Source organism: Streptomyces sp. NPDC092369 (assembly GCF_044755245.1).
Classification (GTDB): domain Bacteria; phylum Actinomycetota; class Actinomycetes; order Streptomycetales; family Streptomycetaceae; genus Streptomyces.
The window spans coordinates 2,037,465-2,059,346 of record NZ_JBIVQP010000001.1; the positions used below are offsets into that span (position 1 = coordinate 2,037,465).

Below are 21,882 nucleotides of genomic sequence, written 5' to 3' on the forward strand. Positions count from 1 at the left end.
ACCTGAGGGTCGCCGCAGGTCAGGCGAGGGTCGCCACCAGCACGGCCTTGATCGTGTGCAGGCGGTTCTCCGCCTCGTCGAAGACGACCGAGTGGACCGACTCGAACACCTCGTCGGTCACTTCGAGCGAGTCGAGGCCATGGGTCTCGTATATCTCCTGGCCGACCTTGGTGCCGAGGTCGTGGAAGGCCGGGAGGCAGTGCAGGAACCGGACGTCCGCGTTGCCGGTGGCACGCAGGACGTCCATCGTCACGGCGTACGGGGCCAGAGCGGTGATCCGCTCGTCCCAGACCTCCTTGGGCTCACCCATGGAGACCCAGACGTCGGTGGCGACATAGTCGGCCCCCAGGACACCGTCCGCCAGGGACTCGGTGAGGGTGACCCGGGCGCCGCTCGACTCGGCCAGCTCACGGGCGCGGTCGACGATCTCCTGGGCGGGCCAGTAGGACTTCGGGGCGACGATCCGCACGTCCATGCCGAGCAGGGCACCGGTGATCAGGTACGAGTTCCCCATGTTGAAGCGGGCGTCGCCGAGGTAGGCGTAGGCGATGTCGGTCAGCGGCTTGGCGGAGTGCTCGGTCATGGTGAGCACCTCGGCGAGCATCTGGGTGGGGTGCCAGTCGTCGGTCAGCCCGTTGTAGACGGGCACGCCCGCGTACGCGGCCAGCTCCTCGACCTTGACCTGACTGTCCCCGCGGTACTCGATCCCGTCGTACATCCGCCCCAGCACCCGCGCGGTGTCCTTCACGGACTCCTTGTGGCCGATCTGCGAGCCCGACGGGTCGAGATACGTCGTCGAGGCGCCCTGGTCGGCGGCGGCGACCTCGAACGCGCAGCGGGTGCGCGTCGAGGTCTTCTCGAAGATCAGCGCGAGGTTCCTGCCGCTCAGGTACCGCGTCTCGGTCCCGGACCGCTTGGCCGCCTTCAGCTCGGCGGCCAGCTCGACGAGGCCGACGAACTCCGCCGCGGTGAAGTCGAGCTCCTTGAGGAAGTGGCGGCCGGCGAGGGCGGTCGGGACTGTCGCCATGGGGCGCTCCAGGAGTGCGAGGGACTGCGGAAACAGGAACCCTGGAAGTCTATACGACGATTCGCATTTATATACGACGACTGTGTGGCAGGTACGCGGCAGGTACGGGGTGCCGCAGGACCGCTATACGGCCTCACGTTCGACCGGACAGCTCATGCAGCGCGGTCCACCGCGCCCCCGGCCCAGTTCGCTGCCCGGGATCTCGATGACCTCGATGCCCTGCTTGCGCAGATGGGTGTTGGTGGTGGCGTTGCGCTCGTAGGCGACGACGACGCCCGGTTCGACGGCCAGGACGTTGCAGCCGTCGTCCCACTGCTCGCGCTCGGCCGCGTGCACGTCCTGGGTGGCGGTCAGGACGCGGATCTCGTTCAGGCCGAGGGCGGCGGCGATCGCGCGGTGCATGTGCTCCGGCGGATGGTCGGTGACCTTGAGCTCCTTGTCGCCGACGCCCGGTTCGATCGTGTACGAGCGGAGCATGCCGAGGCCCGCGTACTGGGTGAAGGTGTCGCCGTCGATCATCGTCATCACGGTGTCGAGGTGCATGAACGCGCGCGCCTTCGGCATGTCCAGGGCGACGATCGTCTGGGCGGACCCCGCGGCGAACAGCTTGTGCGCGAGCATCTCGACGGCCTGGGGCGTGGTGCGCTCGCTCATACCGATCAGGACGGCGCCGTTGCCGATGACGAGGACGTCCCCGCCCTCGATGGTGGAGGGGTAGTCGGCCTGCCCCTCGGACCAGACGCGGAACGTTTCGTCACGGAAGAGGGGGTGGTGCCGGTAGATCGCCTCGAAGTGGACCGTCTCGCGCTGCCTGGCCGGCCAGCGCATGGCGTTGATGGAAACGCCGTCGTAGATCCAGGCGGAGGTGTCCCGGGTGAAGAGGTGGTTGGGCAGCGGGCCCAGCAGGAAGTCGTCGAGGTCCATCACATGGAAGCGCACGGAGGTCGGCTCCGGGTGCGCGTCCAGGAACTCGCGCTTGGTCATCCCGCCGATCAGGACCTCGGCGAGATCCGGCGAGGGCAGGTTCTCGAAGGCGGCCCTGAGGTGGTCCGTGGCCAGGACGCCGTACTCCTTCTCGTCGAAGACCCGGTCCAGGACGAGCGTTCTGGCCGCCGGGATCGCCAGGGCCTCGGTGAGCAGGTCGCCGAAGAGATGGACGGTGACCCCTCGGTCGCGCAGGACGTCCGCGAAGCCGTCGTGCTCGGCGCGCGCCCGGCGCACCCAGAGCAGGTCGTCGAAGAGCAGAGCGTCCTTGTTGCTGGGGGTGAGCCTTTTGAGCTCTAGATCCGGCCGGTGCAGGATGACGCGGCGCAGCCGCCCGGCCTCGGAGTCGACATGGAATCCCATGCCTCCATCCTGACCATCGATGACCGACTTCACCCACCACTCGACCGTTTCCGCGCGGTCGGCTCCGCGTCGTTTATACGATTCACCATTCTCGTCCCCTTGACGATTACCCGTGGGCGCGCTTATCGTCGTGGTGACGAAAAACAGCGAGGGGGTCGCACACACATGGCCGACATCACCCGGCGCCTGGGCTGGCGCCATCTGCGCGGAGCGCCGACGGCACACGTCCGCCACCACCGGGACGGGAAGCTGCTGCACGACGGGCCGGGGCTCAGCTTCTGGTACCGCGCGCTGACCGCGGCGCTCTCCGAGGTACCGGTCGACGACCGGGAGCTGGCGATGACCTTCCACGCCCGCACGTCCGACTTCCAGGACGTGGCGGTGCAGGCGACGGTCACCTACCGGGTCAGCGACCCGGCGCTCGCCGCGGCCCGCCTCGACTTCTCCATCGACCCGGACACCGGGGTGTGGCGCGGCGCGCCCCTGGAGCAGCTGGGCACGCTGATGACGGAGACGGCCCAGCAGCACGCGCTCGACGTACTCGCCCGTACGACGCTGTCGGCGGCGCTGGTCGACGGGGTGGCGTCGGTGCGCGAGCGGGTGGCCGCCGGACTTGCCGCGGAGCCCCGTCTGCCGGCCACCGGCATCGAGGTGGTCGCGGTGCGCGTGGTGGCGCTGCGCCCCGAGCCGGAGGTGGAGCGGGCACTGCGCACGCCGGCGAGGGAGCAGATCCAGCAGGAGGCCGACCGGGCCACCTACGAGCGGCGGGCGGTGGCGGTCGAGCGGGAGCGCACCATCGCCGAGAACGAACTGGCCAGCCAGATCGAACTCGCCCGCCGCGAGGAGCAGTTGGTCGACCAGCGCGGCACCAACGCTCGCCGCGAGGCGGAGGAGCACGCGGCGGCGGACGCGGTACGGGCGAGTGCGGAGGCGGCCCGGTCGGTGAAGCTCGCGGAGGCGGAGGCCGAGCGCTCGGTCAAGCTCGCCGAGGCGGAGGCGACGCGCACGGTGAAGCTGGCCGACGCCGAGGCCGCCCGGTCGGTGCGACTGGCCCGCGCGGAGGCGGAGAGCGCCCGAGAGGTGGGCGAGGCACGGGCGCAGGCCCAGGCGGCGTGGCTGCGGGTGCACGGCGACGTGGACGTGGCGACTCTGAACGCGCTCACCGGGACGCGCCTGGCGGAGAACCTGCCCAACATCGACAGCGTCACCATCTCCCCCGACGTCCTGACGGGCCTGCTCGCCAGGCTGGGCGGCGGCGAGCGGGCGTGAGTCTCGCACCGCGGGTCGTCCTCGTCCATCGCACCACGGAGTACGAGGAGTTGGTGGCCCATCACGGCACGCACGGCCAGGCCGCCTTCTTCCTCGCCTCACGGGGACGGGACATCGAGGAGATCGCCGAACGGCACCGCGCGACCAGGCGGGCGCTGGCCGAGGTCTCCTCGGCGATCCCGCTGACGTGGCGTCAGGCCCGGGTCGAGCGGGCCGACTTGGACCGTTTCCTGTTCGCCCCGGAGGACGTCGTGGTCGTGGTCGGGCAGGACGGCCTGGTGGCGAACGTCGCCAAGTACCTCACCGGCCAGCCGGTGCTGGGCTTCGACACGGACCCCGGCCGCAACCCCGGCGTCCTGGTCCGCCACCGCCCGTCGGCCGCCGCGACCCTGCTGCCGTCGGCCCACGCGGCGGGCACCGGCGTGGACGAACTCACCATGGTCGAGGCCGTCGCCGACGACACCCAGCGTCTGGTGGCGCTGAACGAGATCTATGTCGGAGCCGTCGGACATCAGACGGCCAGATACCGCCTGGGCCTGGAGGGCGACGGGGGTGTCGTCGAGGCCCAGGCTTCTTCCGGGGTGCTGGTGGGGACCGGCACCGGGTCGACGGGCTGGCTCCGGTCGGTGTGGCAGGAGCGGGGCAGCGACCTGCCCCTGCCCCGCCCCACCGACCCCCGCCTGGTGTGGTTCGTCCGCGAGGCCTGGCCCTCCCCGGCCACGGGCACCTCCCGGGTCGCCGGCCACCTCTCGGCCACGTCCCACCTCACCCTGACCGTCGAGTCCGAGCGGCTGATCGCGTTCGGGGACGGGATGGAGGGGGACGCGGTGGAGTTGACTTGGGGGCAGACGGTGCGGGTGGGGGTTTGCGGGGAGCGGTTGCGGTTGGTGGGGTGAGGTGCTCAGCGGCTGCGCAGGGGCTGGAGCAGTTCCGGGCGGGCCAGCATCCGACGGGACACCCGCCCCGAGCCCAGGTTTGCCCGGGCGACGATCCAGCCCGCGAGGGCGTGGGGTTCGGCCGGGTCGGTGGTGAGCACGTCGGCGTAGCGGGCGACAGCGGCCGCCGGGTCACCGGCGGCCAGGTACTCGTCCGCGGTGCGCGGGGTGCCGGACGGCGCGGCGAAGGCGTAGGTACGGTCGTCGAGCCAGGACGCCCGGTCGGTCCGGAAGACCAAGGCGTCCGGCGCGGTCGGTACGTCACGGGTGGGGACCACATTGCGCAGCCGCCACTCGGTGCGGTGCAGGGCCGCGGCGGTACGGGCCCGGGCCAGGGCCGCCGCCGGAACGGGCTCGCGCAGCCAGCCGTCCAGCGTACGCGCGAGCCCTGTCACGAACACCGTGCCCTGGACGGTCAGCCGACCGCTCACCAGCAAGGTCCGCACGACGAGGCGGCTCTGCGTCCGGCGCAGCGCGAAGTGGTAGCCGGCCACCTCCGCGGCTTCGGGCTCCCGCGCCTCGGCCATCCGGTCCCGCCAGAAACCGGCGACACCGGTGAACGCGTACGCCCCGTGCAGAAGTCCCGTGAGATGTCGAGGGTCCCCACGCCATGGAGCGTAGTACCGCTCCTCACGGTCGTCGTCGAGGAGCGGGAACAGGTGGAGCAGAGCGGCCAGTCGGCTGTGCTGGAACTCGTGGACCAGGGTCTCGGCGAGAGCGAGGGCGCCGGCGGGACGGGCGATGACCATGGCGGCGTAGGAGTCACCGCTGGAGGCGGAGAGCCGCACGGTCGGCGGAGCCGGGGGCAGCACGCTCGTACGGCCCCATGGCACGACGGCCCGTATCTCGGCGGGATCGAGGCGGCCCGGGCCCTCCGTGCCCCGCGCGGTGACGATGCCGATGGCCGCACCGAACAGCCGCTGCCATTCCGCCGCCTCCTCCGCGTCGAGCCGGGCCGGGGGTATCGGGTCGTCGAGGTCACGGTAGGGGTCGAGATCGTCCAGGGGAACGGCCACCGTTCCCGATGGCCCGGGGAACGTGAGGGTGCGCAGGGGCAGCCAGTGCGGGACGGTGTCCGGCGTTGCTCCCTCGGTGTGCACGGGGACGGCGGCGGGGTGCCGAAGGACGAGCGGAGGTACGTCCAACGCCTCGGACGCGAGGGTCAGTTCGCCGCGGCTCACACCGGCCCGGCCGATCGACAGACCTCGCGGCGCGCCCGGCAGCTGTGCCAGGCCCAGTCCTGGGAGGAACAGGGCACCGTCGACGAGGGGAACGCGAAGGTCCGTGTCGGTGCCGGCCTGCAGGGTCGCCGAGATCGCCAGGGCGGACAAGTGGCCCGCCTCGGACCAGAGTTCCGGTCCTGGAGCGGTGCCGTGCAGGCGGCGCAGCAGATGGGCGAGCCAGCCGCCGGTCTGTGGTGCGAGAAGTAATCGCTCGACCGGCACAGGAGCCGCGCCGGCCGCGCGCTTGATGGTGCGCCATGCCTCGACAGGGGCATCGAGCGGCGTGGCCAGCGCGTCGAGGCGGGCCAGCAAGGTGCGCAGGAGGAGCAGCCTGCGCGCGCGTTCGCTCCGGGCGAGGAAGGCGAGGGCCTCGGGCGAGCCCTCGCCGACGGCGAGTTCCTCGAAAAGATGCCTCGGCATGCGGAGCGGTGACGTGAGCTGCTCGCTGGTCATGGCCGGGGACCTCCGATGGAGCGTGCGGGCTCACAAGGGACGGGGCATGCGCGACCACTGTTCGTCACTCCGCTCTGCCTGGCTCTGGGCCGCCTCTCGTGCTGCTCCGCGCCCGCAGGACCTCGGTGAGGATGCGGGAATCGGCGGAGAGCGGGGTGAGATGGTCCAGAGCGGCCAACGGCACCGTGGTGAGGTCCGCCAGATCCGACTCCCAGTCGAGCCCATCTGCCGCGACGGCCGCCTCGCGGGCGGCGGCGTGGGCCTCGTACAGAGCAGGCGGCTGGTCCAAGGTGCATCCCCCTTTTCACGCAGTGGCACTCGATGCCCCGCATACCGTCCATCATGACGAACACAGGCCTTGACGGAAACCCGTACGATCACGCCACCTGATCAGCCCAGACGGCGCCGTTGGGTGAGGAATGCCCCGAATTCCAGCAGCGCGTCGGCGAGTTCGGCCCTTCTGTCGGGGTCGTCGTCGAGGGTCACCACAGCGTCGAACAGCTCCCACAGGTCCTCGGGTCGGCGACGTCCGAGCGCCGTGAGGATAGCCGTGACATCGGTGCGGGCCCTGTGGTGGCGGGGCAGCGTCCCGCGAACGCGCGGGTCCAGCGCGCCTACGACGGCCTGCCGTTCGACGGGATCGGCCGTCCACGGATAGGCCATGAGTGCGTCCACTGCACGGCCGAGCGCGGAGAGCGTCCGTCCCTCGGCTGGGGCCAGTGTCTCGGTCCGCTGCGGGCTCTGCAGCCGGATCTCAGGCTGTTGCAGTGTCCGGCCCGCCTCCCGCAGGGTGTCCATCCGCACGCGTACGGCGGAAAAGAGCTCCTCCGGGTCGGGCAGTCCGGGCAGCACCGCGGCGCGATCCCTGAGCAGGTCGAGCAGGACCTCCGAGAAGAGACCGGTGGCGCGCACGGGATCGTTGGCGGCGGCCCGGCCGCGTCCGGCGGCACGCAGCGTGGACTGCCAGTGCGCGAGATTGCGCTGTCCGACGGGCAGGGCATCGGCGGGCAGCGGGACCCGGAAGGCCAGTGCCTCCTCGAAGGTCTCGCAGGCGTCCACGAGCCACAACTGCTCCCTCAACCCCGGCACGGCGTCCCCGGCGAAGCGGGCCAGAGCCGAGTCCAGGTCGAGGGCGACCTTGTCGCCGACGGTGGCGTCGGAGCACAGCAGTCTGAGGTGTTCGGCGCGGTCGAGGACCCCGTGGCCGCCCCACCACACCCACAGCACATCGCCCTGGGCAGCGGGGAGTTCCCGTACCAGGGCGCGACGCAGGGTGGCGTGATCGGCGGGCCGATAAGGGGTGTCGGGGGCGAACGGAGGCAACGGGGCGAGATAAAGGTGCAGTTGGGACTCGGGTACCCCGGCGTCACTCAGCAGCCGATGGAACGCGAGAGCGTCCCTGGCGGGCCCGGGCAGGTCCCAGGCGACGCCCGCGTCGTACTTCTCGATGCCGACGATCAGAGCGTGCACCCGGGCCGGGTCCTGCCTCCGCACCGGTGGCTCGGCGCCGGTCACGGGAGCCGGTCCACGATGTGCCGGTACACGGCGGGATTGGTCCAGTAGGCGCTGTGCGACGCCGGGAACGGCTGGCGGCTGTCGACCTCGATGTCGGTGACGCGTCCGGGAAAGAGGCCCGCGCCGAGGTAGCTGAGCAGATCGCGACGGTCGTACAGATTCAGCCAGTGGGGGACGTGCGAGGGCAGGGGTTCGGGGTGGACGAGAGAGGGCAGGGCACCCAGTTCGTAGAGGAAGGGGCTCTGGGAGCCGGCGGTGACCAGCAGGTGGACCTGTGGGAGCGGATTGGTCACCAGCGTGTCCAGAGCGATGATGCCCCCGAGGCTGTGAGCGATGAGGGTGACGGGCGGTTCGAGCCCCGCGACCACCTCCCGCAGGTCGGTGCGGACCGCCTCGCCTCTGCTGAGGTAGCGCAGGATGTCACCGGCCGCGGGGTGGGCGGCCTCGGTCAGGGCCCGTCGACGGCGTACCGCGGCGCGGGAGGCACCGCGGCCCACGATCCTCAACAGCCCTGCTCCCACTCCGCGTTCAGCGCCTCGGGGCGGGGCGCCAAGTGCCTGCGCGACGCGGTCGACCACGGTGTCCCGGCTGCCACCGACCGGAATGAGCGGATTGTCGGCGGCCAGCGCTTCGGCGATCAGGCGCGCGACCAGCTGACGCGCGGCGACCACCGCGAGTTCGTCGGGGTTCAGGACGGCCGCCGCGGGGCCCAGCGACGGGTGAACTGCCAGGTCCGACGCGGCGCGTGCCAGACCCGGACCCAGCTCGGCGGTGAACTCGTCCCCCCGCGCTGCCAGTTCGGCCAGGAGTGCCTGCATCTTCTGCTCGGCCGGTACGGATCCCGGCGGGCGTTCGGTGGTGGACGCCGCTCCTGCGGCCGCCAGGGCTAGTTCGGCGTCGGGGTCGGCGTACAGGACGGCCCAGGCAGCCGACTCGTCGTCCGTCTCCGACCCGGCCGGACTCTCGCCGAGGCCACGGCTCGCTCCCGTCTCCGGCGGCAGGCTCGCCCCGTCGGCGGCCAGCGTGGCACCGTACGGGCCTCCCCAGTAGTACGGCACGACGCGCAGTCCCTCGCGCAGGGCGCCGAGGCCGGCGGCGACCCGCCCGGCCAGGGCCGAGAAGCCAGGCTCGCGCACCCCTGTCCCGTGGATGAAGACGATCGTCGGCATGTGCCCCCCTGACACCGCTCAAGGTTCCCGTGCCGCTTGCCCGATGTGACCGCCGCGGTGTTCCGGCCGCGTGCGGCACCGTGTGCCGGGCGCGGCCGGAACGTCGTCCTACAGCGGCATCGGCGCGATGTCGCACTCGATCCGTCGGCGCCGGCCGGCCGCGAGGAGCCAGGGGTGATCCTCGCGGACCACCCGCCGGAAGCCCTCCACCGCCCGCCGTTCCAACTCGTCCGCCTCCGCACCTCGGCCCAGTCCCCGTAGATCGAGTGCCAGGTTCGAAGCGCAGGACAGAGTCAGTGGGTGGTCCGGTCCCGCCACCTCGGTCAACAGCGGGAGATTGGCCTCGTCGATCTCGCGGGCCCGGTCGAAGTCGAGCAGTTGGTGAGCTGTGTTCGCCCGGCCGATCGCCACCGTCAGCGTCGTCACATGGCGGGGGCCGACCGCCTGGGGGAGCCTCGCGGCGAGGTCGTCCTCGTATTCCTGCGCGGTGGTGAGTTCTCCGAGGGCACGCAGCGTAGCGGCCAGATTGGCTTTCATGAGCAAGGTGTAGGCATGCTCGGGGCCGAAGCGCTTGGTGCAGCCCTCCAAGGTCTGCTCGCCCAGTCGGCGCGCGCCATCGAGGTCGCCGGTGAGACGCCGGTCGATACTGACGTTGATTGCCATCGACAGGGAGTCCGGGTGATGGCGACCGAGGGCTACGACGAAGCTGCTCAGCGTCTCGTCGGAGAGCTTGGCGGCATCTGTGATCGCGCCGTCACGACGTCGGCAGACCGCCAGGTTTCCGGCAATGCGCAGAGTGAGGAAGTTGTCGTCGCCGAGCGCCGCGCGTGCCTGTCGGTGTACATCTTCCTGAAAGGTACGCGCGCCGGGATAGTCACCACTCTCTCTCATGTCCGTCGCCACGGCGTTCAGAGTGTTGAGCGTGAGAGAGCTGGCCGGACCGAACACTTCGTCGCGCAGCCGTGCCGTCTCCTGGTCCATGGGCAAAGCCTCACGGAACTGACCGCACAGCCGTAGGTCGACGCCCCAGCTGTGCGCGGCCCGCAGGGTGATCGTGTCGTCCGGCCCCAACAGGGAACCGGCCCGTTCCGTGGCTTCCTTCCCCAGGTCACGGGCCTCCGCGAACCTGCCCTGGAACCGCCGGGCGTCGGCCAACTCGATCATGGAGTCAATGAGGTCCTCCGGGGCGACCTCCACTCGACGCGAAAGCTCCAGCGCTTCTTCGTTGAGCTGGATGGACTCTTCGGCCTCACCGACGATGCGCAGCAGGAATGCCAGGATCTTGGAAATGCGGATGACGTGAATATTCTCCTCGCCGGATGCGGCGAGCCACGCGCCGTAGGCCTCTCGCGCGAGATCGGCCGCACCTGTGTGGTTGCCCCAGTAGTAGAGGAACAACACAGTGTCGTAGACCAGTTCACGCACATACGCGTCGCTGCTCGTCACCGCCTGGGAACTCAATACGTGCGGCAGGAGAGCCTGGTAGGCAGGCCACTCCTGAGAGGAGGCGTAGTGGCCGGGTTTGGCCGCTGACAGGAGCTGGTGGGCCGCGTTTCGCATGCGCTCACGTTCCTCGGAACCCTGCTTGGCGAGAAGCACGTTCTGCAACAGGCGGTGCATCTGCAGGGTGTCGGTTCGAAGGTCCAGTTTCACCAAGGAGAACTGAGTCAGGGCGCGAATGGCACGGCTTAGTTTGATCGCCTCGCCCAGAATGGGGTCGACGTTGGGCGTGATGTCGATCCCGCGACTCTTTCGCAGAATCGACAGCGGGACGGGTTCGGGAGCCATACAGGCGCAGATGTCCAGGAGTTCGCGTGCTCCGGGGTTGTTCTCCTTGATCCGCCCCAGCGAGATGTCCCAAGCGGCCGCGACGGAAACCGGATAGTCGGGGTTCGGGTCGAGGTGGAGGATCTCCGGGCTGCGCTGCCGCAGCAGATCCAGGTAGTCGTCGACGAGCATTCCCGTGACAGCGCGCCAGGCCCCTGCCTGCTCCACGGCGAGCGGCAGATCACCCAGGGCCGCGGCGAGCAGGTCCGCGTCGACCGGCGAGAGGTCCGGCGAGCGCTTCTGGAGCAGCTCGATCGACTCCTCCCGCTCGAACACGTTCACCGGCAGCGGTGTCGCCACGCGTTCCCAGTCCCGGTTGCGGGACGTGACGATGATCTTTCCCGGACCGTTGGCCGGGAAGAACGTGCGGACTACGTCGACGTTCTCGGCGTTGTCGAAGATCAGCAGCCAGTTGTCGTACGGCGCTCCCGTACGCAACGCCTCAAGGACAGCGGGTACGGCCGTATTGGCAGCCGGAGCGCCGCCGCCGTCCTGGCCGGCCGGGATGAGACGCAGGCGCGCCGCCAAGCCCGCCAGCGCCGTGAGGATCAGACTCTCCCGCTCGGCCGGGATCCAGCAGATGACCTTGTAGTCCGATTGGTGGCGGTACACGTACTCAAGGGCGAGCTGAGACTTGCCCACGCCTCCCAGGCCATGCAGGGCGTGCGGCAGCACGGCCGCGGTGTCCTGGGCCCCCAACTGCTCCTCCACGGCCTGAAGGAGCGCCGTCCGACCCACGAACGAGTTGTTCCGCAGCGGAAGATTCACCATCAGAGCTGGAGCTCCGTTCGCCGGTTTTCCGGTCTTGGCGCTCGTCATGGGAGACTCATCCTCCGGGGCCTCGGGTCGGAAAGTTTCGGTCGCCGGACTCGCCACACGTTCTCCAAGTGGATCAGGTTCAGGGACTCTGGACTCGGGTTTCTCACTGCCCGCTCCTGTGCCGAATGACCCACTGATTCCGGTAAATCCCGGAGTATTCGCCGCACCGGGTGCACGTTGCGGCAGACTCGGTTCCAGACGCTTCGCACGTTCGGAGTAACGACCGGACAGCGCTCGCATGACTGCCAACTCACTGCGCGCCCAACCACGCTCTGCCGGGTCGGGCAGCGTGGCGCGCTCGGGGTCGCGCAGCGCTGCACGCAACGCGACGCCTCGCTGACCGGCCGCCGGCAGGTCACCCACCGCGTCAACCGTGAGCGTGAGCCGGGTCCGGGTCGTGGTGGCGAGGAGCGCCTCGCGCACACCTTCGGCGAACTCCGGCTGTCCCTCGCCGGCCCCGTTCCAGTCGATCAGGCCGCCCATCAAAATCTCGGCGAGGTGCTCGGGACGGGTCTCCGGCATGATCCGCCTGCGCAACTGGTCGACCAACTCGAACTCAAAGGGAATGGCCGCCAGTTGGCTGGCGAGTCGACTCGCCGACGGAGTGGCGAGAGTCAAGAACCGACGCACGGCGGCCCGCGCCGCGCGAGGGAGCCGCGGCGCGTTCAGCCCCTGTGCGGGAGCGCCTTTCGCCAGAGTGCCGGCCAGGACTACGGGCAGTTCCCGCCGTACTCCGTGCTTTCCCGTGACGAGTTCGGCCCACGCGGCGATCGATCCGGGCTTTAGGGACAGCACCGGCACCGGCACGGACCCGTCGCCGCCCTCCGGCAGGGAGCGCATCGGGTCGGGGCCGTCGGACAGCGGCGGGTGTTCGAGGCTCTCGTTGGTCGCGCCGAAACCACCCGCCCCGAGCTCCGCCCGGAACGGGTACAGGGACGAGCGGTGGCGCAGGTGGGGCGGCAGCAGGTGGACCAGGGCCGTGGGCCCCGCCCGCCCCAGACGGCCCAACAGGGTGTCGGCCGCGGCGCCCGCCCAGCCGTGCGCCAGACCGTCGGTGACGACGAGGAACACACGGCTGCCGCTTCCGTCGAGCAGCTCGGCGGGATCGGTGGCGACCTGCTCGGGGCCGCGGCGCACGGTGGGCGCTCCGGTGCGTGGCACCGTGACCCGTACGACGCGGACCGCGCGAAACGCCCCGCTCTGCTCTGCGGCCTCGGCCAGACGGGCGGTGGAGTTCTCCCAGATCCGCATCGTGGGCGCGTCGTCGATCAGAAGGACCAGGTCGAACGCCGAGGTGAGGGACGGCTGCAGAAAGGGCATCCAGAGCCCGTCGACGATGCCGCGCTCCGCGGTGGTCTCCTCGTCCAGTTCCTTGGCGACCCGGGACGGGACACGGCGGGCGAGCCGGTGCAGGGCACGTGCGAGTCGGGCCGTCTCCCGGCCCGGACCCGGCGTCCCCGGCGACGTCTCCGTGTCGGGCAGCAGGGGTCGGCCGGGGCGCGCGACCACGGTTCCCTCGGGATCGGGTAACAGCCGGGGCTGCGGCGCCATGCCGCCGAGCGCGCCGCGAGCCGACGCCACGGCCGACCGGCGAGCGGACGGGGAGCCGGAGTCGGGCACGTCACCGGAGGCGTCCGCGGCCGGCTCCTGCACAGCGGTGGAGGGAGCGGGGCCGCGGTGCGGGCGGCTCGTGGCCGTGCCAGCGGAGCCCGGCGCCGCATGGATATTCGCGCGCGCGTCGTGGCCTTTGCGATGCCAGTAGGCGGCCAGCCAGACGGCATCGGCGAGTTCCTCCCAGTGAGGTGCCCCGTCCGCGTCGGCTTCAGGGAACGACGAGAGGGACGACGTCCCAGTGATAGGGTCCCCGTCGCCGTGCTCGGATGAGCGCTCCCTGTGAACGCCGGTCAATTCAGCGGCCCTTCGCGAGATCGCGGAGCAGCGTTTCGACGAGCTTACTGCCGTCGGCTTCGGCCTGGAAACCACCCAGAGTAGTCAGCTGTACTGCGTTCAGCAACTGATCGAGTGAGTGGGTACCGCCGCTCCGCACGCGGTGGAGATAGTCATCCACCAGGCGTTCCGCCCCCTCCGGGCGCATCCTCAAATGGCTCTCCACCATGGCCAGAAGCTGCTCCCGGTTGGGCGGCCGCAGCTCCAGGGGCAGGCAGCGCCTGCGGAACGCGGCCGGGAACTCCCGCTCCCCGTTGCTGGTGATCACCACGACCGGGAACTCCTTGCACTCAACCCGCCCGTTGTGCACCACCGCATGTCCGCCGGGGTCGCTGGTGTGCACGCGGGCCGACTCCGCGGCGTCGCGCACCAGCTCGGGGATCTCATAGCTTCCGTTCTCAAGGGCGTGCAACAGGTCGTTGGGCAGGTCGATGTCGCTCTTGTCCAGTTCGTCGACGAGCAGGACACGGGGACGATCGTAGGGCAGCAGGGCGGTGCCCAGAGGACCCAGGGTCACGAACTCCCCCAGTGTCGGGGCCTGTTGGCGGCCGGCCGGGGATATGGACCCCGTCTCGTCGGCGCCGTCGTCGAGCCCCGCCACGGCCGCTTCCCGCACTCCCGCCCGCCAAGCGGCGATGGCCTGCGCCCGCCCCATCGCGTCATATGTGTGGAGTCCGTCGCGCAGTGTCGTACGGCTGACGATGTTCCACTCCAGGACGCGCCCCAGGCCGAGTTCACGTCCGATGAGGAAGGCGAGAGTGGATTTCCCGATACCAGGCGGACCGGTGATCAGCAGCGGCCTGCGCAGCAGCAGCGCCGCGTTGATGATGTCGGTCTCGTCGGAGCCGAGCTGCCGGATCACGTCGCCGGGTCCCAGTCGGCGCAGCGCGGACTCCTCGCCGTCCGGCGGCGGGGGCTGGGACGGGCCACCACGGAACTGCCGCCACGGTGGAGGCTCGGGCAATCGCGGCGGCGGACCGCCGGGGACCTGCCCGGTGGCATGGAACACGTGCCAACCACCGGGGTCCGTCTGCTCCCGCGTGCTCATGCCGGTGCCTCCTCGTTGGCGAGATCGCCTTGGTCGAAGTCGTGGAAGTCGACGAGTCGGTTCGGGTCGTCCCAGAAGAAGGCGATATGGCGCCCCACCAGATAGGGGCCGCTGCCGTCGAGTTCGGCCTTCATACGCAGTCGGTGGATGGCCATGGGGATCTGTGCGGGCGTCGGCACTGACGCAAACACAGCACTGACCACTTCCCGGCGTTCGTCGGGAAAAACACCGCGGCGATCCCAAAGGGCCAGTCCGATTCCCTCGGCGATGGCCGCCTTGAGCGCCGCAAGGGTCGACGCGGACCCGGGAGCGTCCATGACGACCGCCGTATGTCTGCCTTCCCCGGCCAGCGCGGTCTCCCACTCGTCGAGCCGCTCGGCGTCAGGTTCGCTCCAGCCGTGCACCACGACACCCTGCTCGACGAGAGCGCGCCACCGTGTCCGCCATTGCCGACGGACCTGTACGTCGGTGCTACGCATGCGTTCCAGACTGCGTAGATGCACTGCGTATTTCAGGGCGAGCGGTAACGGTCTCCCGTCGCCGATCCGGAACTTCAATCCGGCCACATCGTGGTTGAGGAGGTCGTACGGAAGAACGAACTCGACGTACGGCGGCGTCTGTTCCCGTCCACCCGCGGGTGACTCCTGCTGCGTCGTCCATAAACTGTCACCCTGGCGCAGTGCTTGCTGGACGGCCGGGCCGAGGTTGTCGAGGCTGGTCGTCCCGGGTTCGCCGGGCTGGGGGTTCCACCGGCCGGGTGCCGTGTTGAGCCAGGGCCGGACCAGGACCTCGCCCGAGCCGTCCCGAGCGGGTTCGACGGCCACGACCAGGCAGCGGGGTATCCCCGGGTCGTACGCCGCCGCGGCACGTCGGACTCGGCGCCGCTCCAGTTCCTCGGACAGGTCCGCGTGCTGGGCCCAGGCCTTGGCCCAGGTGGCCAGCGCGGTCCGGTGATCAGGAGTCGCGGCGAGCAGGGCCGCCTGTTCCATGAGCAGGACGGCGGGAGGCAGACCGTCCGGCTGGACGTTCAACTCGACCACATAGGTGAAGAGTTGTTCGGGTGACAGGCCCATGGGGAGGTCGACGCCATCCAGTTCGGCGAGGAGCTCGTCCCGCAGACGCACCGACGGCACCTCACCCTTGGCGGCGTCCAGCAGGCCGCGCGCGGCGCGCTCGTCGTACCTGGACAGCGGACCGGACAGCACCTGGTCGGACGGCAGCCTGGCGGCAGGGATGAACAGTCGCTCCAACTCGGCCGCGGCCATGGGTCCTTCGTATACACGCACCACCAACAGCAGTACGCGTTCTCCACCCGTCACACTCAACGAGGAACGGGCGAAGAGGGCCGCGTCGTCGCGCAGTTTGACACCGCGCACGTCGACCGCTTTGTTCAGGTGCTCTGCGAGGAGGTTCCCGAACTGTACGCGCGTCTGCGGATCGTCCAGGCAACTGAGTTCGCACAGCGCTTCGGTCAGCTGGGCGAGCAGCTCAAGTCCCCGCGCACGACTGGAATCGCTCCCGGGCTCGCCGAGCCCCGCGCCTGTCTCCACCGACTGTCCCCCATGAGTCGGTATGCCTGCTGGACCGACCTGCGAAGATAGCATGGCAACTCACGGTTAACCAGGGACCTTTGAGGCTGCGGACCAGTAATTCCGGTGGAGAGGCCGGCACGTCGCCTCCCCACCGTCGGCGGATGCCTACAACCGAGGATCCACCGCCTCCGACTCCAACGCCAGCACCCCGAACACCGCCTCGTGCACCCGCCACAGCGGCTCCCCCTCCGCCAGCCGGTCCAGGGCCTCAAGGCCCAGGGCGTACTCGCGGATCGCCAGGGAGCGCTTGTGGTTGAGGAAGCGGCGGCGCAGTCGGTCGAGGTTGTCGGGGCGCGTGTACTCCGGGCCGTAGATGATCCGGAGGTACTCGCGGCCCCGGCACTTGATGCCGGGCTGGACCAGACGGCCCTCCGCGGTGCGCGTCAGCGCGTCGAGGGGCTTGACGACCATGCCCTCGCCGCCGCGGCCGGTCATCTCCAGCCACCAGTCGACGCCGGCCCGGACCGACTCGGGGTCGGCGGTGTCGACGTAGAGGCGGCGGGTGGTCTGCAGCAGGCCGCTGCCGTCGTGCTCCACCAGCCGGTCGAGCAGGGCGAGTTGCCGGTCGTGCGGGAGCGCGGCGAGGCTGCGGCCCTGGACCGCGAGGACCTGGAAGGGTGCCAGGCGTACGCCGTCCAGGCCGTCCGTCTGCCAGCAGTAGCGGCGGTACGCGTCAGTGAACGCCGCCGCGTCCGCGGCTCGTTCGCGGTGGCGGGAGAGGAGGTCCGTCACCTGTACGCCCCGTGCCGCCGCGCCCTCCAGTGCGGCGAGCGCACCCGGGAACACCGCCCCGGACGCGGCGCCGACCGCCGCGTACTGCGAGCGCAGCAGACCGGACGCCTTCAGCGACCACGGCATCAGTTCGGCGTCCAACAGGAGCCAGTCCGTGTCGAGTTCGACCCAGAGGCCGGCCTCGGTGGCGGCCGTGCGAAGGCGGCCGAGGATGTCCTCGGTCACCGACCGGTCGTCGAAGAAGGGGCGGCCGGTGCGGGTGTAGAGGGAGCCGGTGGGGCCGTCCACGCCGAAGCGCTTGGCCGCCGCCTCCGCGTCCCGGCACACCAGTGCCACCGCTCGCGAGCCCATGTGCTTCTCCTCGCACACGACCCGCGCGACCCCGTCCTGCGCGAACTGCGCGAACGCCTCCGCCGGGTGCTCCAGGAAGCCCTCCGCCTGCGAGGTCGCCGTCGGCGCCATGGTCGGCGGGAGGTACGGGAGCAGGCGCGGGTCGACGGCGAAGCGGCTCATGACCTCCAGGGCCGCCGCCGCGTTCTCCTCGCGCACCGCCACCCGGCCGGCGTGCCGGGTCTCCACCGCGCGGCGGCCGTGCACGTCCGCCAGGTCGAGCGGGCGGCCGTCGTGTCCGCCGGGTGCCTCCGTGCGCAGCGGGCGGGCCGGCTCGTACCAGACCCGCTCGGCCGGTACGTCGACCAGTTCCCGCTCCGGCCAGCGCAGCGCGGTCAGCTTGCCGCCGAAGACGGCGCCCGTGTCCAGGCAGATCGTGTTGTTGAGCCACGTGGCCTCCGGGACCGGTGTGTGGCCGTAGACGACTGCCGCCCTGCCCCGGTAGTCCTCGGCCCACGGGTAGCGCACCGGCAGCCCGAACTCGTCGGTCTCGCCGGTCGTGTCGCCGTACAGGGCGTGCGAGCGGACCCGGCCGGAGGTGCGGCCGTGGTACTTCTCGGGCAGGCCGGCGTGGCAGACGACCAGCCTGCCGCCGTCCAGTACGTAGTGACTGACCAGCCCGTCGATGAACTCCCTTACCTGGGTGACGAATTCGTCGCTCTCGCCGGTCATCTGCTCGATGGTCTCGGCGAGGCCGTGGGTGTGCTGGACCTTGCGGCCCTTGAGGTGGCGGCCGTACTTGTTCTCGTGGTTGCCGGGTACGCACAAGGCGTTGCCGGAGCCGACCATGGACATCACGCGGCGCAGCACACCCGGCGAGTCCGGGCCGCGGTCGACCAGGTCGCCGACGAAGACGGCGGTACGTCCGTCCGGGTGGACCCCGTCGGCGTAGCCCAACTTGCCCAGCAGCGACTCCAGTTCGGCGGCGCAGCCGTGGATGTCGCCGATGATGTCGAAAGGTCCCGTGAGGTGGGTCAGGTCGTTGAAGCGCTTCTCGGTGACGACCGTGGCGCCCTCGATGTCCTCGACGCCCCGCAGGACGTGCACCTTGCGGAAGCCCTCGCGCTCCAAGTGCCGTACCGAGCGCCGCAGTTCGCGGATGTGTCGCTGGATGACCCGACGGGGCATGTCGGCCCGGTCGGTGCGGGTCGCGTTGCGCGCGGCGCACACCTCCTCCGGTACGTCCAGCACGATGGCGATGGGCAGCACGTCGTACTGCCTGGCCAGGTCGATCAGTTGGCGGCGCGAGTCCTGCTGCACGCTGGTCGCGTCCACGACCGTGCGGCGGCCTGCGGCCAGGCGCTTGCCCGCGATGTAGTGCAGGACGTCGAAGGCGTCCTTGGTCGCGCCCTGGTCGTTCTCGTCGTCGGAGACCAGGCCGCGGCAAAAGTCGGAGGAGATGATCTCCGTCGGCTTGAAGTGCCGGTGCGCGAAGGTGGACTTGCCGGAGCCGGAGGCGCCGACGAGGACGACGAGGGAGAGGTCGGTGACGGGGAGGACCCGCCCCCTCTTCTGGGACACCTGGGTCTCGGTTGCCTCGCTCATGCTGCCTTCGCCTCCTTCTCGCTCTTGTCGTTCTCTTCGTTCTTCACGCTCTTGTCGTTCTTCTCGTTCGCGTTCTCGGCCTTGAACACGGCCATCTGCGTGGGCGGGCCCACCTCCGGGTCGTCCGGTCCGACGGGTACGAACTCCACGGCGTAGCCGTGCCGTTCGGCGACCGTGGCCGCCCAGGCGCGGAACTCCTCGCGGGTCCACTCGAAGCGGTGGTCGCCGTGCCGGACGTGGCCGGCCGGGAGGGTCTCCCAGCGCACGTTGTACTCGACGTTCGGTGTGGTCACCAGGACCGTGCGCGGGCGGGCCGCGCCGAACACCGCGTACTCCAGGGCCGGCAGCCGGGGCAGGTCGAGGTGTTCGATCACCTCGCTGAGCACGGCGGCGTCGTACCCCTTGAGCCGGTTGTCGGTGTACGCGAGCGAGCCCTGGAAGAGCTTGACGCGCGAGGCCTGCCGCTCCCCCATGCGGTCCAGCTTGAGCCGCCGGGAGGCGATGGTGAGCGCGCGCATCGACACGTCGACGCCGACGATCTCGGTGAACCGCACGTCCTTGAGCAGCGCCTGCACCAACTGGCCCTGTCCGCACCCGAGATCGAGCACGCGGGCCGCGCCGGACGCCTGCAGCGCGGCGAGGATCGCCTCCCGGCGCTGCACGGCGAGCGGGGTCGGCTTCTGCTCCGCCTCGGTCTCCGCCTCGACGGCGTTGTCGATGTCCTCGACCTCGCTGTCGTCGGCCTCCGCCAGCCGCACCAGCTCAAGGCGCTCCATCGCCTCCCGGGTCAGCGACCAGCGGCGCGAGAGGTAGCGGCCGACGATCAGCTTCTGCTCCGGGTGCTCCGGCAGCCAGCCCTCGCCGACCCGCAGCAGCTTGTCGACCTCGTCGGGGGCGACCCAGTAGTGCTTGGCGTCGTCGAGCACCGGGAGCAGCACGTAGAGGTGGCGCAGGGCGGCGGCGAGGGTCAGCACCTCGGACTCCAGGAGCAGCCGCACGTACCGCGAGTCGCCCCACTCCGGGAACTCCGTGTCCAGGGCGATCGGTTCGACGGTGACCGTCCAGCCGAGCGGCTCGAACAGCCGCCGTACGAGATCCGGGCCGCCGCGAGCGGGCAGCGCGGGCACCTCGACGCGCAACGGGCGCGCCTGTGCCGGGAGTTCGGGCTTCGCCTGGCAGGCGCCCTTCATCGCGCTGGAGAAGACGGCGCTCAGCGCCACCGCGAGCAGCGAAGAGGCCGCGTACGGGCGGTCGTTGACGTACTGCGCGAGCGCCGCGTCGGGTGCGCCGCCGCGGCCCTTGCCCTTCCCCCGCCGCACCAGCGCCACCGCGTCGACCTCCAACAGCAGCGCCGCCGTGCAGCGTTGGGCGTCCGCCTCGGGGTAGAGGACGTGCGCCGTGCCGTAGGAGGTGGAGAACGCCTGCGCCTTGTCGGGATGCTTGTGCAGCAGGTAGCCGAGGTCGGTGGCGGGGCGTTCGGGGGTGCCGGTGGTGGTGATGGTCAGGAACATGCGCGGGCCTCTCCGGCCGGGTGGATGACGGTCGACAGACTGGTGTGGTGCCGTACGCGCGACGGCCCCCAGGGGGTGATCCTGGGGGCCGTCAGGACGACCGTCTCACCTTGGCACACGGCACCGACCGGCGCCTTTGTTTATTCCGGCCGTCCGAGGCCGCGCCGGATCGTCGCTACGACAGCTGCGACTGGACCTGCGAGGAGATCAGCTCCAGGTGGTCCAGGTCGGAGAGGTCGAGGATCTGGAGGTAGACGCGCTGGGAGCCGATCTCGGCGAACCTGCCGATCCGGTCGACGACCTCGGCCGGGGAGCCGGCCAGGCCGTTGGCCTTGAGGTCATCGACCTCGCGGCCGATGGCGGCGGCACGGCGGGCGACCTCCTGGTCGTCCTTGCCGACGCAGACGACCAGCGCGTTGGAGTACGTGAGGTCGTTCGCGGGCCGCCCGGCCTCGACGGCGGCGGCCTTCACCCGGCCGAACTGGCGCTCGCTGTCCTCGACGGAGGCGAAGGGGATGTTGAACTCGTCGGCGAAGCGCGCGGTCAGACGCGGGGTGCGGACGGCGCCGTGGCCGCCGATCAGGACCGGGATCTTCTCCTGCGCGGGCTTGGGCAGCGCGGGCGAGTCCTTGAGGTCGTAGTAGGTGCCGTGGAAGTCGAAGGTGTCGCCGAGCTTCGTCTCCCACAGTCCGGTGACGATGGCCAGCTGCTCCTCCAGGCGGGCGAACTTCTCCTTCGGGAAGGGGATGCCGTATGCCGTGTGCTCCTCCTCGAACCAGCCCGCGCCCAGGCCGAGTTCGACACGTCCGCCGGACATCTGGTCGACCTGGGCGACCTGGATGGCGAGCACGCCGGGCAGCCGGAAGGTGCCGGCGGTCATCAGCGTGCCGAGGCGGATCCGCTTGGTCTCGCGGGCCAGTCCGGCAAGGGTGATCCAGGCGTCGGTGGGACCGGGAAGACCGTCCGACGAGCCCATGCGGAGGTAATGGTCCGAGCGGAAAAATGCGTCGAACCCGAGGTCCTCGGTGGCCTTCGCCACGGCGAGCAACGTGTCGTAGGTGGCGCCCTGCTGGGGCTCTGTGAAGATGCGAAGATCCATGCCTCCATCCTGCACGCTGCGGTGCCGGTCAACCCCACCGGTCCCCCTGGCCACGGCCGTCCCCGGTCGGGTGAAATTGCGTCAACGGCGTGCACGCGGGGTGCTCGTGCCAGTGACCCGGCCCGACAGTGATCGTTGGCCGGAGCGGAGCCGGGCCGACCGGCACCCGCACCGGTCGGTCGTCGTCACCGGCGCGTCACCCGCATCGGCCTCCCCGGGGGCCGGCAGGCCTAGGAGGCCGTCATGTCCGAAGAATCCGTGCCGCAGCAGGGCGGGGGCACCGGCCAGCCCAAGGGGTTGCTGCAGCAGATGGAGGAGCTCATGGCGGCGCTGAACGCGGACCTGTCGGCGCTGGACGCGGACCTGCAGTCGGCGGGCCGGACGGGCGAGGAGCCCGAAGCGGGCTGACCGGATCGCCGGCCGGCCGGGAGACC

Annotated in this window: 15 protein-coding genes; 3 read left to right on the forward strand and 12 right to left on the reverse strand. The window is 70.6% G+C overall.

The annotated features are described in order from the left end of the window. Positions 1-19: 19 nt before the first annotated feature. A complete protein-coding gene (gene argF, locus ACIQI8_RS08875) occupies positions 20-1,027 on the reverse strand; it encodes an ornithine carbamoyltransferase (protein WP_402346328.1) in 1,008 nt (335 codons plus the stop codon). Positions 1,028-1,150: 123 nt separating this feature from the next. Next, the gene (locus ACIQI8_RS08880) at positions 1,151-2,374 is read right to left on the reverse strand and encodes an arginine deiminase (protein WP_402346330.1); all 1,224 of its coding nucleotides are present in this window, start codon (positions 2,372-2,374) and stop codon (positions 1,151-1,153) included. Positions 2,375-2,539: 165 nt separating this feature from the next. On the opposite strand from ACIQI8_RS08880, the gene ACIQI8_RS08885 reads away from it, so the two are divergent. Both ACIQI8_RS08885 and ACIQI8_RS08890 read left to right on the forward strand, forming a co-directional pair. Further along, positions 2,540-3,643 carry an SPFH domain-containing protein gene (locus ACIQI8_RS08885; RefSeq protein WP_402346332.1) on the forward strand — a complete coding sequence of 368 codons (1,104 nt, stop codon included), beginning with the start codon at positions 2,540-2,542 and terminating at the stop codon, positions 3,641-3,643. Continuing rightward, a complete protein-coding gene (locus tag ACIQI8_RS08890; protein ID WP_402346334.1) occupies positions 3,640-4,539 on the forward strand; it encodes a hypothetical protein in 900 nt (299 codons plus the stop codon). Before ACIQI8_RS08885 ends, ACIQI8_RS08890 begins: the two co-directional genes overlap by 4 nt. A gap of 5 nt (positions 4,540-4,544) precedes the next feature. Here the strand turns inward: ACIQI8_RS08890 and ACIQI8_RS08895 are convergent, their stop codons facing one another. The 10 genes from ACIQI8_RS08895 to ACIQI8_RS08940 form a co-directional block, all read right to left on the reverse strand. Next, positions 4,545-6,254, reverse strand: a complete 1,710-nt coding sequence (locus tag ACIQI8_RS08895) for an HEXXH motif domain-containing protein (RefSeq protein WP_402346336.1) — start codon at positions 6,252-6,254, stop codon at positions 4,545-4,547. A gap of 64 nt (positions 6,255-6,318) precedes the next feature. After that, a complete protein-coding gene (locus ACIQI8_RS08900) occupies positions 6,319-6,543 on the reverse strand; it encodes a hypothetical protein (RefSeq protein WP_402346338.1) in 225 nt (74 codons plus the stop codon). Positions 6,544-6,644: 101 nt separating this feature from the next. Next, a complete protein-coding gene (locus ACIQI8_RS08905) occupies positions 6,645-7,769 on the reverse strand; it encodes a caspase family protein (RefSeq protein WP_402346340.1) in 1,125 nt (374 codons plus the stop codon). Beyond that, complete coding sequence (locus tag ACIQI8_RS08910; RefSeq protein ID WP_402346342.1) at positions 7,766-8,938, reverse strand: hypothetical protein; 1,173 nt, start codon at positions 8,936-8,938, stop codon at positions 7,766-7,768. Before ACIQI8_RS08910 ends, ACIQI8_RS08905 begins: the two co-directional genes overlap by 4 nt. 108 nt (positions 8,939-9,046) lie before the next feature. Further along, the gene (gene fxsT / locus ACIQI8_RS08915) at positions 9,047-13,492 is read right to left on the reverse strand and encodes an FxSxx-COOH system tetratricopeptide repeat protein (RefSeq protein WP_402346344.1); all 4,446 of its coding nucleotides are present in this window, start codon (positions 13,490-13,492) and stop codon (positions 9,047-9,049) included. A 1-nt stretch (position 13,493) separates the two neighbouring features. Next, positions 13,494-14,579, reverse strand: coding sequence for a MoxR family ATPase (locus tag ACIQI8_RS08920; RefSeq protein ID WP_402346346.1), 1,086 nt, complete (start codon positions 14,577-14,579; stop codon positions 13,494-13,496). After that, positions 14,576-16,129: a hypothetical protein gene (locus ACIQI8_RS08925; RefSeq protein WP_402346348.1), complete on the reverse strand. Its 1,554-nt coding sequence runs from the start codon at positions 16,127-16,129 to the stop codon at positions 14,576-14,578. The genes ACIQI8_RS08920 and ACIQI8_RS08925 overlap by 4 nt, the downstream gene beginning before the upstream one ends. 147 nt (positions 16,130-16,276) lie before the next feature. Then, entirely contained in the window at positions 16,277-18,838 is a 2,562-nt protein-coding gene (locus tag ACIQI8_RS08930; RefSeq protein ID WP_402346350.1) for a polynucleotide kinase-phosphatase, read from the reverse strand. Then, entirely contained in the window at positions 18,835-20,349 is a 1,515-nt protein-coding gene (locus ACIQI8_RS08935; protein WP_402346352.1) for a 3' terminal RNA ribose 2'-O-methyltransferase Hen1, read from the reverse strand. The genes ACIQI8_RS08930 and ACIQI8_RS08935 overlap by 4 nt, the downstream gene beginning before the upstream one ends. Positions 20,350-20,524: 175 nt before the next feature. Next, a complete protein-coding gene (locus tag ACIQI8_RS08940; protein WP_402346354.1) occupies positions 20,525-21,448 on the reverse strand; it encodes an LLM class F420-dependent oxidoreductase in 924 nt (307 codons plus the stop codon). Between the two features lie 243 nt (positions 21,449-21,691). Between ACIQI8_RS08940 and ACIQI8_RS08945 the strand changes: the two genes are divergently transcribed. Further along, positions 21,692-21,856, forward strand: coding sequence for a hypothetical protein (locus ACIQI8_RS08945; protein ID WP_402346356.1), 165 nt, complete (start codon positions 21,692-21,694; stop codon positions 21,854-21,856). Positions 21,857-21,882 lie beyond the last annotated feature (26 nt).

Coding starts and splice junctions, on each gene's coding strand:
- argF (WP_402346328.1), bottom strand. CDS start 1,027: ATGGCGACAGTCCCGACCGCCCTCGCCGGCCGCCACTTCCTCAAGGAG.
- ACIQI8_RS08880 (WP_402346330.1), bottom strand. CDS start 2,374: ATGGGATTCCATGTCGACTCCGAGGCCGGGCGGCTGCGCCGCGTCATC.
- ACIQI8_RS08885 (WP_402346332.1), top strand. CDS start 2,540: ATGGCCGACATCACCCGGCGCCTGGGCTGGCGCCATCTGCGCGGAGCG.
- ACIQI8_RS08895 (WP_402346336.1), bottom strand. CDS start 6,254: ATGACCAGCGAGCAGCTCACGTCACCGCTCCGCATGCCGAGGCATCTT.
- ACIQI8_RS08910 (WP_402346342.1), bottom strand. CDS start 8,938: ATGCCGACGATCGTCTTCATCCACGGGACAGGGGTGCGCGAGCCTGGC.
- ACIQI8_RS08920 (WP_402346346.1), bottom strand. CDS start 14,579: ATGAGCACGCGGGAGCAGACGGACCCCGGTGGTTGGCACGTGTTCCAT.
- ACIQI8_RS08930 (WP_402346350.1), bottom strand. CDS start 18,838: ATGAGCGAGGCAACCGAGACCCAGGTGTCCCAGAAGAGGGGGCGGGTC.
- ACIQI8_RS08935 (WP_402346352.1), bottom strand. CDS start 20,349: ATGTTCCTGACCATCACCACCACCGGCACCCCCGAACGCCCCGCCACC.
- ACIQI8_RS08940 (WP_402346354.1), bottom strand. CDS start 21,448: ATGGATCTTCGCATCTTCACAGAGCCCCAGCAGGGCGCCACCTACGAC.
- ACIQI8_RS08945 (WP_402346356.1), top strand. CDS start 21,692: ATGTCCGAAGAATCCGTGCCGCAGCAGGGCGGGGGCACCGGCCAGCCC.